The 13,751-nt window shown below is 72.0% G+C and carries 11 protein-coding genes; 2 read left to right on the top strand and 9 right to left on the bottom strand.

The window, feature by feature from the left end; genetic code table 11:
* Nucleotides 1-280 precede the first annotated feature (280 nt).
* Nucleotides 281-1,039: an SGNH/GDSL hydrolase family protein gene (locus ABD126_RS07715; protein WP_425542762.1), complete on the bottom strand. Its 759-nt coding sequence runs from the start codon at nucleotides 1,037-1,039 to the stop codon at nucleotides 281-283.
* A 196-nt stretch (nucleotides 1,040-1,235) separates the two neighbouring features.
* Here ABD126_RS07715 and ABD126_RS07710 point away from each other — a divergent pair, with 196 nt between their 5' ends.
* Nucleotides 1,236-1,616: a hypothetical protein gene (locus ABD126_RS07710; protein WP_343932943.1), complete on the top strand. Its 381-nt coding sequence runs from the start codon at nucleotides 1,236-1,238 to the stop codon at nucleotides 1,614-1,616.
* Nucleotides 1,617-1,737: 121 nt separating this feature from the next.
* Here ABD126_RS07710 and ABD126_RS07705 read toward each other — a convergent pair whose 3' ends face one another.
* Genes ABD126_RS07705 through ABD126_RS07680 form a run of 6 tightly spaced genes read right to left on the bottom strand, consistent with a single transcriptional unit; the run spans nucleotide 1,738 to nucleotide 8,427 of the window.
* A complete protein-coding gene (locus ABD126_RS07705) occupies nucleotides 1,738-2,736 on the bottom strand; it encodes an N-acetylglucosamine kinase (RefSeq protein ID WP_343932942.1) in 999 nt (332 codons plus the stop codon).
* Nucleotides 2,736-4,004: a 6-phospho-beta-glucosidase gene (locus ABD126_RS07700; RefSeq protein WP_343932941.1), complete on the bottom strand. Its 1,269-nt coding sequence runs from the start codon at nucleotides 4,002-4,004 to the stop codon at nucleotides 2,736-2,738. The genes ABD126_RS07705 and ABD126_RS07700 overlap by 1 nt, the downstream gene beginning before the upstream one ends.
* Complete coding sequence (locus tag ABD126_RS07695) at nucleotides 4,001-4,864, bottom strand: carbohydrate ABC transporter permease (RefSeq protein ID WP_343932940.1); 864 nt, start codon at nucleotides 4,862-4,864, stop codon at nucleotides 4,001-4,003. The genes ABD126_RS07700 and ABD126_RS07695 overlap by 4 nt, the downstream gene beginning before the upstream one ends.
* Nucleotides 4,861-5,853: a carbohydrate ABC transporter permease gene (locus ABD126_RS07690; protein ID WP_343932939.1), complete on the bottom strand. Its 993-nt coding sequence runs from the start codon at nucleotides 5,851-5,853 to the stop codon at nucleotides 4,861-4,863. The genes ABD126_RS07695 and ABD126_RS07690 overlap by 4 nt, the downstream gene beginning before the upstream one ends.
* Nucleotides 5,854-5,855: 2 nt before the next feature.
* Nucleotides 5,856-7,184 (bottom strand): ABC transporter substrate-binding protein, encoded by a 1,329-nt coding sequence (locus tag ABD126_RS07685; RefSeq protein WP_343932938.1) that lies wholly within the window; start codon nucleotides 7,182-7,184, stop codon nucleotides 5,856-5,858.
* Nucleotides 7,185-7,233: 49 nt separating this feature from the next.
* A complete protein-coding gene (locus ABD126_RS07680) occupies nucleotides 7,234-8,427 on the bottom strand; it encodes an ROK family transcriptional regulator (RefSeq protein ID WP_343932937.1) in 1,194 nt (397 codons plus the stop codon).
* Nucleotides 8,428-8,552: 125 nt separating this feature from the next.
* On the opposite strand from ABD126_RS07680, the gene ABD126_RS07675 reads away from it, so the two are divergent.
* Complete coding sequence (locus tag ABD126_RS07675) at nucleotides 8,553-9,200, top strand: DUF3159 domain-containing protein (protein ID WP_343932936.1); 648 nt, start codon at nucleotides 8,553-8,555, stop codon at nucleotides 9,198-9,200.
* 203 nt (nucleotides 9,201-9,403) lie between these two features.
* On the opposite strand, the gene ABD126_RS07670 is transcribed toward ABD126_RS07675, so the two are convergent.
* Nucleotides 9,404-10,342: an N-acetylglucosamine kinase gene (locus tag ABD126_RS07670; RefSeq protein ID WP_343932935.1), complete on the bottom strand. Its 939-nt coding sequence runs from the start codon at nucleotides 10,340-10,342 to the stop codon at nucleotides 9,404-9,406.
* 76 nt (nucleotides 10,343-10,418) lie between these two features.
* Entirely contained in the window at nucleotides 10,419-13,691 is a 3,273-nt protein-coding gene (locus tag ABD126_RS07665; protein ID WP_343932934.1) for a S8 family serine peptidase, read from the bottom strand.
* Between the last annotated feature and the right edge of the window lie 60 nt (nucleotides 13,692-13,751).

Raw genomic sequence — 13,751 nt, 5'->3', positions numbered from 1 at the left:
GGCGCTGTGCCGCCGCGATTTCTTGTGTGCCACAACCACTCCGTTCAGTCACCCAATTCTACTTTGGGTCACTGTCCGAGATCCTTCAGGCACCTCAACCACACTTCTCGGGGGTCGGTCGAAAAACTTTGCTCGTTCCTCGCAAACTTTTTGGCCCGACCCCCGAAAAGTGTGGTAGCCCTTCGGGCAGGTCATACGGTGGGGAACACGGAGCCCCTCTGTGGCTGGGAGCCCGGCCGCGCGGGGCGCGGCGAAAGGCTTGCCGCTGTGTGGGTTTGTGTCAGTCCGAGCAGACCGGGAGTAGTTCTGGGCGCTTCGGGGCTACGCCGTCGCCCATCGATTCTCCGCGTAGTTGGCGGCCGATCCACGGGACCACGTGTTCTCGGGCCCACTTGAGGTCGTGGCGGCGTTGGGTCATCCAGTCCTCGTCCTCCAGTGGGGGCCACGGGGTGCTCCAGTCCTCCGGCTGCTTGAAGCCGAGCACTTCCGCCGCGCGCAAGGCAACCCTGCGGTGGCCCTCCGTGGACAGGTGGAGGCGGTCTTCGCTCCACGCCCTCCGGTCGTGCAGGACGGTCATCGACCACAGGTCCACCACTCGGCAGTGGTAGCGCTCGGCCACCGACCACAGGTGGCTGTTGTAGATCGCGATCTTCCCGCGCAGCGAGCGCAGGAACGGCGTGTGCTTCGGGTCGAAGCCCGTGAAGATCAGGACTTCCGCGCCGGCCGCCCGCAGGTCCGCCACCGCGATCTCGTAGACCTCCGCCAGCGCGTCCGGGTCGGACCCCGGGACCAGGATGTCGTTGCCGCCGCCGCAGAACGTCGCGAGCTTCGGCTTCAACGACACCGCCAGCGGGATCTGCTCGTCCACGATCTCCTGCAGCATCTTGCCGCGCACCGCGAAGTTCGCGTACCGCAGGCCCGGCCGTTGCAGCGACAGCAGACCCGCCAGGCGGTCCGCCCACCCCGTGTACGTGCCGTTCGGACCCGGGTCGTCCATGCCCTCCGTGAAGCTGTCCCCCAACGCGACGAAGCTGTCCATCCCGTCCACTAGCGCCCCTCCCTCGGTGCTGCCGCGCGGGCACCCCCGTGATCCGCGCGCGCTGAACAGGATGCCTCCGCGCGTCCGACCTACGCCAGCGTCGGTTGGGCGGGTCGCGGTTCCCGGGTCACTCGATGGTGGGACTCGGTGTCTGCATTGGGCGGTTCGTCACGTCGGTGGGCCTACCCTGCCGTCCGTGCCGCGTCCGCCCCTCCCGGTCCTCTCGTTCGGCGCGCTGGCCGTGCTGGCCGGCGTCGTGACCGCTGTCGCCCTCACCCGGGCCGAGCCCGAACCGCCGCGCGAGCAGCGCGTCGGCACCTCTCCCGCGCCAACGCAGCGGGCCGGCGGGGACGGGCCGCCGATGGACTTCGAAGGGGTCGAGGTGTCGGTCACCACCACCGCGCGCCGGTGGGCGACCACCACGACGACTACGGTCGGAACACAGCCGACTGCAACGGAGATCACGTCCACGTCGGTGGCCGCGCCGACGCCGTCCGTGACCGTTCCCGAACTGACGGTCAGCGTGCCGGTGAGCACGTCGTCGTTCGAGATCCCCACGACGGTGTCGGGCGCATGACACCGCCGTGGGGGCCCGCCGCCAGGAGGAGCCGCCGCCGAGCAACCCCCTGGCAGCGGGGGTGGGTCCGGTGCGCGGGGGAGGGCCGCCGCCTGACACCTCCCGCGCGCACCGGGGTCTGCTAGCCCGTCACCTCCACGGGCACCTGCGACTCGTACGCCGTGCGCAGCCGCAGTTCCGCGCCCGGCGGGGCGCCCAGCGCGTCCAGGCCGAGCAGGGCCGCGCCGACCACCGGGGGCACGTCCACCACCCGCACCCCGGCCAGGGGGGCCACGGCGCGCAGCCGGTCGCGGACCGCGTCCACGACCACGCCGTTCGTGCCGGTCAGCACGCCGCCGCCGAGCACCACGTCCACCGGCTCGTCCAGCAGCTCAAGCCGGCGCAGCGACACCGACGCCAGCAGCGCGACCTCCTCGACCAGCCGGTCCACGACCGCGCGGGCCACCGCGTCGCCCGCCGCCGCGACCTCGAACAGCAGCGGGCACAGGGCGTGCGGGTCGAACTCGACCTCCGCGAAGTGCAGTCGCGCGACCGCCTCCGCCACCGTCCGCGTCCCGTAGTGGGCGATCACGGCGGGCAGCAGCGCGGTCGGCTCGCCGCGCCCGTCCTCCGCCCGCACGGCCAGCCACAGCGCCTCGCCGCCGATGTGCCCGCCGCCGCCCCAGTCCCCGGAGATCCGGCCCAGCGCGGGGAACCGGTGGGTCCGGCCGTCCCGCGCCACGGCGACGCAGTTGATCCCCGCCCCGCACACCACGGCCACGCCGATGCCGTCGGACGTGCCCGCCCGCAGCAGCGCGAACGTGTCGTTGCCGACGACGGTCGTGTCCGACCACCCGAGCCCCTCGATGGCGGCCCGCAGGTCCTCCTCCTCCCGGGGCAGGTCGGCGCCCGCCAGGTACGCGGCGGTGTGCGTGGCGACCCGCTCGGTCGGGGGCAGCCCGGCGCGCCGGGCCGCCTCGGCGACCAGCTCCCCGAACACCTCCAGGCTGCGCGGCAGGCCGACGTTCTGCGGCGAGGCCCCCGGCCCGCGCACCTGCGCGAGGACCCGCCCCTCCACGTCGACCAGCGCCACGGCGGTCTTGCTGTTGCCGCCGTCGATGGCGAGCACCCGGTCGACCATCAAGCCCCCTTCGCCCACGGCAGGAAGTCGCTGTTGCGCGCCACCAGCTCGTCGGCCAACCGGTCCGCGACCGCGTGCTGGCCGACCAGCGGGTGCGCGAGCAGCGCGTCGGCCACCCGGTCCCGCCCGCCGTGCACCGCGGCCTCCAGCGCCAACTGCTCGTACGCGGTGACGTGCGCGACCAGGCCGGCGATCGCGGGTTCGACCGGGTCCACCGGCAGCGGCGTCGCGCCGTCGGCGGTCACGGTCGCCGGCACCTCGACCACGGCGTCGTCGGGCAGGAACGGCAGCGTGCCGTCGTTGCGCACGTTCACGATGTGCCGCTCGGCGCTCGTCCCGTCGGTCAGCGCGTGCACCAGCTGCACCGCGGCCTCGGAGTAGTACGCGCCACCGCGCTGGGACAGCTGCACGGGCTTGGTGACGACGTTGACATCGCCGTAGATGCCGAGCAGTTCCTTTTCCACGCCCGCAACGACTTCAGCGCGGGGTGGGTCGGTCTTCTGCTTCCTGACAACGTCGTCGTGCTCGTAGAAGTACTTCAGGTAGTACGACGGGACGACGCCCATGCGGCGCATGAGCGACGCGGGGAGCCCGATGTGCGAGGCGAGCGCTTCCCCGTGGTGCTCCAGCAGTTCGGGCAGGCGGTTGACGCCGTCCACCAGGACTTCGCGTGCCCAGGTCAGGTGGTTCAGGCCGACGTGGCCGAGCGTCACCGCCTCGGGGTGGACGCCCAGCAGGGCCGACGTCCAGCGTTGGAACGTGATCGCGACGTTGCACAGGCCCACCGCGCGGTGCCCGGCCCGCAACAACGCCCTGGTCACGATCCCGACCGGGTTGGTGAAGTTGACGATCCACGTGTCCTCACCGGCCAGCGCCCGCACCCGCTCGGCGATGTCCAGCACCACCGGCACGGTCCGCAGCGCCTTGGCCAGCCCGCCCGCGCCGGTCGTCTCCTGCCCCACGCAGTCGCACACCAGCGGGAACGTCTCGTCCTGCGCCCGCGCCGCCTGCCCGCCGACGCGCAGTTGCAGCAGCACCGCCGACGCGCCCTCGACCCCACGGTCCAGGTCGGTCGTGGTGGTGACCCGCGCCGGGTGCCCGGCGTGCGCGAGCAGCCGCCGCGAGAACGCGCCGACGACGGCCAACCGCTCGGCGTCCGGGTCCACGAGCGCGATCTCGTCCACGGCCAGGCTGGTCCGGCGTCCCGCGATGCCGTCGACCAGTTCCGGCGTGTACGTCGACCCGCCGCCCACAACGGTGAGCTTCATCCTTTGACTCCAGTGAATGTGATGCCCTTGACGAACGAGCGCTGGGCGAAGGCGAACAGCACCACCGCGGGGACCATGATCAGCAGCGTCACGGCCATCGCCAGGTTCCACTGCACGTGGTGCAGGCCCTTGAACGACGACAGCGCCAGCGACAGGGTCCACTCGTCCGGCCGCTCGCCGGTGTAGAGCAGCGGGCCGAAGTAGTCGTTCCAGGTGAACAGGAAGCAGAACAGGGCGGTGGCGGCGATGCCCGGCCGCGCCATCGGCACGACGACCCGCAGCAGCGCCTGGAACTCCGTGCACCCGTCCACCCGCGCCGCGTCCACATAGGACTGCGGGATGGTCAGGATGAACTGGCGCAGCAGGAAGATGCTGAACGCGTCGAACAGGAAGTACGGCACGATCAGCGGCCACAGCGTGCCGGTCAGGCCCAGGCTCGACCACGTGTCGTACAGCGGCACGGCGACCACCTGCGGCGGGAGCATCATCGCGCCCACCACCAGCAGGAACACCGCGTTGCGGCCCCGCCAGCGCAGCTTGGCCAGCGCGTACGCGGCCGGGATCGACGACAGCAGCATCCCCGCGGTCGCGAGCAGCGAGTACAGCAGGCTGTTGCCCAGGTACTCCAGCAGCGGGGCCTTGTCGAAGACCTCCACGAAGTTGCCCCAGTGCCACTCGCGCGGCCACAGGTCCTTGGTGAACGCCTGGTTGTCCGACATCACGGCGGTGAGGAAGACGAACACGATGGGCAGCGCGAACATCAGGCCCAGCGCCAGGCCGAGGCTGTGCACCGCGACCCAGTCCAGCGCGCCCCTCCAGTTCGCCGGCCGCCGCGGCGGGGCGTCGAGCACGGCGGTCATGCGCCTCCCCCTCCCTCTTCTTGGTGGGTGGCCTTGCGCATGCGCTGCACCAGCACCGCCGTCGCCGCGAACGACACGACGAACAGCACGGTCGCCATCGCCGCCGCGTAACCCATGTCGAAGTACCGGAAGCCCTGCGTGTAGAGCCACACCGGGAACGTCAGCGTCGAGTTCTCCGGGAAGCCCAGGATCTTCGTGTTGCCGGTGACGTCGGCCGACCCGCTGGCCGCCGACCCCGCCACCACCGCCTGCGTGAACAGCTGCAACGCCAGGATGATCGAGTTCACGACACCGAACATCAGCACCGGCGAGATGGACGGCAGCGTGATGTGCCGCCACCGCCGCAACGGCCCCGCGCCGTCCAGCTCGGCCGCCTCGTACTGCTCCTGCGGCACGTCCAGGATCGCGGCCAGGATGATGATCATCAGGTCGCCGGACACCCACAGCATCACGGCCGTGATGCCCGGCTTGGCCCACGCCGGGTCGGCGAACCACAGCGGCCCCTCGACGCCGAACCAGGCCAGCAACGTGTCCAGCGGGCCGTCGTTGGGCCGCATGACCAGGAAGAACACCAGGGTCGCGGCGACCGGCGGCGCGAGCGAGGGCAGGTAGCACAGCGTCCGCACCAGGCCCACGCCCGACTTCAGCCGGGCGATCACCGACGCGACCCCGAGCGCGAACACCACCCGCGCGACGGTCAGCACCACGACGAACCACATCGTGTTGTAGACCGCGGTCCGGAACAGCTTGTCCCCGAACATGTACGAGTAGTTGTCCAGCCCGGTCCACTCGGGCGGGTTGATCAGGTCGTACTTGGTGAAGGAGAAGCCGACCGTCGCGACCAGCGGGTAGCCGAAGAACAGCAGGAAACCCAGGATCGCGGGGGCCAGGAAGGCCAGGACGGTCCACCGTTGGCGCGCGCGGGCCCGGGACCGCCCCTTCGCGGGGGCGGTCCGGACCTCCTCCACGCGTTCGAGCGTGGCGGTCATGGCTACTTGCCGCTCTTGGCGATCTGGTCGTCGATCTGCTTGTCGACTTCCTTCAACCCCGCCATCAGGTCCGGCACCTTGCCCGCCTGCCACGAGGTGGCGAAGTCGCCGATGGCCTTGATGTGCGCGTCACCGATCGGCGTCACCGGGTTGCCCTGGAGCTTGCCGCTGGTGGCCAGGTCGATGAACGTCTTGAAGTTCTCGTCCACCTCCAGCCGCGGGTCGGTCAGCGCGGCCTTGGTGCTCGGGATGTTCTTGATCCCGTTGGCCAGGTTGACGATCGTCTCGGTGTCGAACGACATGTGCTTGATCAGCTCCCACGCGGCGCCTGGGTTCTTCGCGCCCTTGGGGATGCCCATGATGGTGCCCGCGGTGAAGCCCGCGCCGTACAGCTCGGGCTTGATCGTCGGGAACGGCGCGGTGCCGAACCTGACCTGCGGCGCCTGGTCCTTCAGGAACGCCGTGCGGTACTCGCCGTCGATCATCATGGCGATCTTCTGCTGGTGGAACGCGTGGTCCGCGGAGAACTCCTGCCCCAGGCCCGCGCGGAACCGCTCCAGGTTCTCGTAGCCGTAGAAGTCGACCAGTTCCTTCTGGAACTTCAGCATCTCCGCCCACTCGGGCGTGGCCAGCGCGGACTTGCCGTCCGGACCGGCCCACTTCGCGCCGAAGTTCGGCGCCCAGATCGGCGGGCGGTTGTTGTAGAACATCATCGTGGGCAGGAAGCCCGCGACCTCGATCGAGCCGTCCGGGGCCTTCTTGGTGGCGCGCTTGGCGAAGTCGAGCAGCTCGGCCGTGGTCTTGGGCGGCGTGGTGATGCCGGCCGCGGCGAGCATGTCCTTGTTGTAGTACAGGCCGTAGACGTCGGAGAGCATCGGCATCGCGCACCGGTTGCCCTTGTACTCGGTGTAGGACCGCACGGCGTCGGGGATCTGCGAGAGGTCCACCTTGTCGCGCTCGACGTAGGGCTTGAGCTCCTGGAACGAGCCGGACGAGCAGAACTGCCCGATGTTGTCGGTGGTGAACGACAGCGCGACGTCCGGCGGGTTGCCGCTGCGGATGCCCGCGGTGATCTTGTCGTCGTCCTGGCTGCCCTCGTGCTTGATCTCGGCGTTGGGGTAGACCTTCTTGAAGCTCTCCAACGCCTTGGTGACCTCGTCCTGCTCGCGTCCGGAGTAGTTGCTCCAGACGGTCAGGGTGAACTTGTCGTCCTTGCCGGGCGCGGCGGCGAGGCCACCCGCCTGGTCGGACTTGCCGGCGCCGGCGGCGCAGGCGGTCAGGGACACCGCGGCGGCCACGCAAAGCAACGCTGCGCGGGGGACCTTGCGCATGTGCTCTCCTTCTTCAACGTGCGGTCGGGGACGTTGTGCGGCCCGCCTGCTACCGGCGCGGGCCGCGGAAGGGTTCGGTCGTGGCGGCGGGTAGGCCGAACACCTGTTCCCTGACGACCGACAGCGCGGAATGCAGTGCGCCGGAACGCACCGGTTTCCCGGTCACCAGGGCGAGTTGGACGGGGGTGCGGGGCACCACCAGGGTGCGCAGCTCGGCGGCGACGAGGTCGGCGAGCGTCGTGCCGCCCGCGTGCGCGATGTCGCCGGAGAGCAGCACCAGTTCGGGGTCGAGCACGGCGATCACGTTGGCCACGCCGGTCGCGATGCGGCGGGCGAGGTCCACCAGGAACTCGCGGCCGGCCGTGCCCTCGCTCAGGGCCTTGCGGACGGCGGCGTGCCCGGTGCGCGCGGACACGCCGTGCGCGCGGGCGAGCTTGACGATGGCGGCGCTGTCGAGCAGGTCGCCGTAGCGGCTGCCGGTGCGGTCCGTGCCGGTCTCGGCGGTGGCGTGGTCGGGGACCTGCATGGCGTCGATCTCGCCCGCGCCGCCGGTGGCGCCGCGCAGCAGCACGCCGTTGACCACGACCGCCGCGCCGACCGCGTCGGCGGGCCAGAGCAGGATGAAGTTCCTGATGTCGGTGGCGCGGCCGGCGATCATCTCCTCCAGCGCCACCAGGTTGACGTCGTTCTCGACGGTGACGTTGGTGCCGAGGAGCTCCCGGAGCGCGCCCGGGATGTCGAAGCCCTCCCACCCGGGCATGTGCGGCGCGTAGTTCAGCCGACCGGTGGTCGGGTCGACCGCACCGGGTGACCCGACGACGACGTGGTGGAGGCTCTCCGGGGAGAGCCCGGCCTGGTTCGCGGCCTTGGTCACCGCGCCGTGGAACGCCTCCAGCACGTCCGTGCGGGGCATGGGCGCGGAGTGCTCGGTGAGCAGCGTGCCGGAGATGTCGGCGATGGCCACGTCCACGGTGTCCGGGGTGAGGTCGATGGCGGCGACGTGGGCCAGCGCGCCGTTGACCGTCCAGAGCTGGGCGCGGGGTCCGCGACCGCCGCCGCGCAGGCCGTTGCGCAGGACCGTGCCCTCGGTCTCCAGGCGGGTCAGCAGCTGGGCGGTGGCGGGCTTGGAGAGCCCGATGATGCCCTCCAGCTCCGAGCGCGTGAGGGGCCCGTTGCGCAGCAAGGCCTCGATCGCGGCGCGGTCGTTGATCTCGCGCAGCAGTCGTGGGCTACCGGCTCGCATCGGCTCTCCTGTCTGTTAACTTTCCAGACGATTTCGGGCCACGGTAGTGACGCGCGTCATGCGGGGTCAATGCTCCGATGCGGGTCCGTTACCTGGGTAAGGCTGCCCTAAGGCACCCTGGAGGCATGACCGACACCCGTCAGGAGACCCTGGGCCAGTTGCTGGGCGGCCGGGGCGGCGCCGTGGACGCGTCCCTGCCGCCGTTGGCGTTCGCCCTGGGGTGGGTGCTGGCGGGGCGGTCCGTCGAGGTCGGGGCGCTGGCGGCCGTGCTGTGCGGGGTGCTCATCGCGGTGGTCCGCGTGGTGCGCGGCGACCGGCCGCGGGCGGTGGTGGTGTCGGTGGCGCTCGTGGTGCTGGCGGCGTACATCGCCTTGCGGACGGGTCGAGCGGAGGACTTCTTCCTGCTCCAGATCTTCTTGAACGCGGCCAGCGCGCTGGTGTGGGCGGCGAGCATCGTGGTGCGGTGGCCGTTGCTGGGGGTCGTGGTCGGGCTGGTGACGGGGCAGAAGTTCCGGTGGCGGCGGGACCCGGACCTGATGCGGGCGTACCGGGTGGCGTCGTGGCCGTGGGTGGGTCAGTACGTGCTGCGGGTGGTCGTGTTCGGGGCGTTGTGGCTGGCAGGTCAGGTCGTCGTGCTGGGGTTCATGCGGGCGGCGCTGACGTGGCCGTTGCAGGCGGTGTGCATCGCGGTGAGCTGGTGGCTCCTGCGCCGCTCCCTGCCGAAGGACCACCCGGGGCTGCGCCACCCGCGGGTTCCCGGGGAAGTCGCCTGAGCGGCGCCGGCCTCCGGCCGGCAAGCTTCGGCCTCGCCGACGCACACCCAGGAGGAGTGGGACGTGGACATGAAGCTCGTCGCTGTGGCCTGGGCTCGTGTGGTGACCGACTCCGGCGAACGCCACGAACTCGACGACGTGGCCGCCGAGTTCGGAGTGGACCTGGGCGAGGACGACGACGGCTGACGCGGACCGCCGGACCGTCAGCAGGGGCGCGGGGCGGTGGTGCCCAGGACTTCCACGGCCGCCAGCCAGGCCGCGCCGGCCGCGCCCTCCGTGGCGATGCGGACCGTGGCCCGGGTGCGCGCGGTCAGTTCGGCTCGGAGGCGGGTGCCCAGCGGGTGGGCGTGGACCAAGCTGCCCACCAGGACGATCGGCGTGTCCTCGCCCTCCTCGCGGCACGACATCGCCAGGTCCGCGAGGGAGTCCACCGCCGCCGTGATGATCCGGTTCGCCGAAGGCGACTCGAAGTGCGCCGTCACCAGCGGGGCGTAGTGGGACAGGTGGATGGGCGGGTTCTGGTTCGACGTGGTGATCAAGCGCCGCCACACGTCCCGTCTTGAGTCGGTCACGCGCAGGTCCGCCATGGTCAGCACGGCCTCGGCCAGCGGGTCCAGCGCAGCGTCGGACTCCAGGGCGCGCAGAGTCGCCCGGACCGCCTCCCGGCCCAGCCAGAACGCCGAACCCTCGTCGCCCAGCAGCCAGCCGTAGCCGCCGACGGTCCCGGCCAGGCGGTGGTCGGTGATGCGCGCCGCGATCGAACCCGTCCCGGCCACCAGGACCGTGCCGTTCGGCGCGGACGAACCGGTCGCGAAGGCCGCCTCGCAGTCGGTGATCACCCGCATCGGGCAGCGCAGCCCGGCACCGGTCCACGCCGCCTCGAACAGGGCCGTCACCGACGGGTCGCTGAGCACCTTGCTCGACCCCGCCATCCCGAGCACCCCGGACTGGACCTTCGCCGCGTCCAACCCGTCCAGGGCCGCGACCAGCGCCTGCGAGATGTGCGCCGCCGCCAGCTCCGGCGGGTGGGAGTTGGGGTTGGCGCCGCCCGCCACGCCCGCACCCAGGCGGGTGCCGTCCAGGTCCAGCACCAGCGCCCTCGTCGAGGTGCCGCCCGCGTCCAAGCCGACCACGAAGCCCATTCGCCCGAGTATGGTCGAACGCACCGACGGCCCGGCACCACCCAGACGGGTTGTGCCGGGCCGTCGCGCCAAGTGATCAGCCGCGCATCTTCACGACCTGAGCGCGCTCCTCGGTCGCGTTGTGGTGGTGCAGGAGCAAGAGGTTCTCGGCGCCGTCCGCCGCCAGGGCGTCAGCGTCGCGGTGGACCTCCAAGCGCGCACCGGAACGGGCCACGAACGACAGCGCCGGCGTCGTCCCCTGCCGCACGGACAGGCCCGGCTTGAGCGGGTCGAACGACATCGGCGTGCCGATGCGGTCCACGAAACCCTCCTCGCTGCCCGCCGCGGCGTACTGGCCGGTCGTGCCCGCCGTGTACGACAGCCGGAACGACGCCCCCGCCGGGTCGATGCCCAGCGCCTTCAACGCCACCGGCAGCACGACCACGTTGCTGTCCATGAGGTTCGTGTCCACCTCGCCGTGCAGCGCGTTGAGCGGCTGCTCGTCGACCACCTCCTCGTCGGACACCCGCACGGTCCGCGCCAGCCACACGTCCGCCGTCACGCTGCCGTTGGCGTCGGTCGGCTTCGCCGCGTGCACGCGGAAGTCGTGCGCCCCGTCGCCGGTGGTGTCGATCCGGATCTCGGGGGAGTTGTTGGCCCCCAACGTGACCCAGTTCTCCCACGTCACGACGCCGAACGCCAGCAACGCCCCCTCGGATCGGTCCACCGGCGCGGTGGAGGCCGCGCCGACGTAGCGCAGGTCGCCGCCCTTGGCCGACTCGTTGACGGCGCACTCCGTCTTCACCTCGTCGGTGCAGTCGGGCAGCCGCTCGGACGACCCCTGCAACTCGAACGCGCTGACCAGCGACCGGTACGCCTGGTCACCCTCGCCCTGCGCCAGCTCCCGCCCGCGCAGCCGCACCGACGCCACGTCGCCGCGGAACGTCACCGCGCCCGCCGAGATGTCCGCCGCCGGCTTGGGCGCGGCGTACACCGGCACCCGCAGCGTCGTCGCGCCGGAGGTCAGCACCAGCCGCCCGGACGCCTCGGCGAGGAACTGCCGGGCCACGCCGACCTGCTGCTTGGCCACCGTCGGGTCCGCGACCTTGCGCAGCTGCTCGGGCTCGACCCGCAGCGACACCCGCACGGCGGCCGTCTTGCCCGGGGCCACCGTCACCGAGCGCGGCCACACCTCGTACTCCGCGCCCGGGACGGCCGTGGCCTCCTGGTAGTCCGCGGTGACCGTGCGCTGGTCGGCGCCCTTGTTGACGATGTTCACCGTCTTGGTCCGCCACACCGACCGTGCCACCTCGACCGCGCCGAACGAGACACCCACCGAACCGGGGTCGTCGGCGACCATCGCGAGCAGGTCCGCGCCCACCGCCGCCGCCGCGTCGACCCGGCCCGCGCCGACCCGCATCGGGGCCTCGGTCAGGCCGGCGGTGTTGTCGTCACCGGACTTCACGTCGTTGCCGGCGGTGTTCATGACCGCGGCCTTGACCTCTTCGACGGTCCAGTCCGGGTGCGCCTCCCGCACCAGCGCGCCGATCCCGGCCACGTGCGGCGCGGCCATCGACGTGCCGCCCTTGCTCACCGCGCCGTTCCCGGTGCCGACGTTCGCGGACACGATCGTGTCGCCGGGCGCGGCCACGTCCGGCTTCGCGGCCACCGCGCCGCGCGACCCGCGCGAGGACGACGGCGTGATGGTGTCGGCGAGCTTCGGCGTCGTGGTCGGCACCGAGTTGCGCAGCGCGCCGCGCATCCGGACCTCCAGCGTGCCGGCGGTCAGCGCGGGCCGGACGGCCGCGGTCGCCGTGCCGGTGAGCTGGAACGCCGGGATGCCCGCGTTGCCCGCGATGGCGGCGAGGAAGTTGTCCCGCGTGGACGTGAGCAGCACGCCCTCCGCGCCGGCGTTCTGGGCGTTGTCGGTGCGCCCGGCCGAGCCGCAGCGGCGGGTGGTGTCGTTGTCGTCCCACTCCAGCCAGACGAACTTGCCCCCGAGGTCCTCGGCGATGGGGTCGCAGCCGTCCTCGTTGCCCTCGGCGGCGACCGCGACCACCGGACGGGCCAGGTCCAGGCCGGCGTAGCCGGTGTAGTTCTGGCTGTACTGGCCCGGCTGGTCGACCCCGCCCGCGGTCACGCCGTCCAGCAGCGCGAACGCGTCCCGCGTGTTGGCCACGGCCAGCGCCTCGGGCGTGTTGGCCGGCGAGCCGCCGACGTCGTAGAAGTCGCCGCCGTTGCCCGCCGACGCCACGACCAGCACGCCGTGCTCGACGAGCTTGCGCACGAACAGCGAGTCCGGGTCGTCCTGGCCGCCGAAGTCCGAGCCCAGGGACATGTTGACCACGTCGAGGTGGTCGCCGAAGTCGCCGTCGCCGTTGGGGTCAAGCGCCCAGTCCAGGGCCTGCGCGGTGAGGTTGGTGGACCCCTCGCAGCCGAACACCTTCAGCGCGTACAGCAACGCCTTGGGCGCGGTGCCGGGGCCGATCCGCATGGCGTTGAGCTGCTCGTCGGTCAACGTCCTGTAGTCGCCGGTGAACGTGGAGCCGTCGGCGTTCTCGCCGAACCCGGCGGCCGTGCCCGCGACGTGCGTGCCGTGGCTCTGGCAGTCCATCGGGTTCGGGTCGGGCCGGGGCGTGGACTTCTCCGGCACGGCCGCGTCGTAGTCGTCGCCCGCGAAGTCGTAGCCGCCGACGACCTTGGCGGTCGGCGTCCACGGCGCGGTCCGGTCGACGGCCTGGTACGCCTCGGGCGTGCCGGGGCCGCCGAAGTCGGCGTGGGTGTAGTCGATGCCGGTGTCGATGACGCCGACCCGCATGCCCTCGCCGTACCGGCCGGTCTGCCGCCACACCTGCGCGGCCTTCGTCAGCTGCACGGAACCGGCGTTCTGCACGACCTTGGGCACCGACAGGCGCAGCGACCGCACCTCGGGCAGCCCGGCCAGCTCGCGCACCTTCGCGGCGTCGGCGCTGACCACCACGCCGGCCACGGCGTTGGCGGTGCGGGCGACCTCGCGGGTGGCGGAGTCCTTGCCGCGCAACGCGTCCACGACGCGGGCGGCCTTGTCGTCGGTGCGCTGCCGGGACCGCTTGGCCGCGTCGGCGGCCCGCGCGTCCACGCCGCCGCGCCGCTTCTCGGCGCCGTAGGCCTCGGCGGCGGGCGTCTCGGCCAGCTCGACGAACGCCGTGACCGTGCCGGTCGCCTTCGCGAGGGCCGCGCCCACCCGCTCCGAGGACCCGGTCCGGTCGGCCTTCCCGGCCGAAGGCGACAGCGGTTCGGCGAGCGGCTCGTCGGCGTGGGCGACGCCCGCGGTGGCGAGCGAGGCGATCAGCGCGGCGGTCGAGGCCAACACCGCGAGGTGGTGTCTCATCGGAACCTTCCAGTCGAACACGGAATGCGCAGACATCGTTGCGCAGGGTTGCGAGCGGTG

Source organism: Saccharothrix mutabilis subsp. mutabilis, assembly GCF_039521145.1.
Classification (GTDB): Bacteria; Actinomycetota; Actinomycetes; order Mycobacteriales; family Pseudonocardiaceae; genus Actinosynnema; species Actinosynnema mutabilis.
Note: the sequence above shows the minus strand (reverse complement) of the source record. Positions and strands in the feature narration are given on the sequence as shown.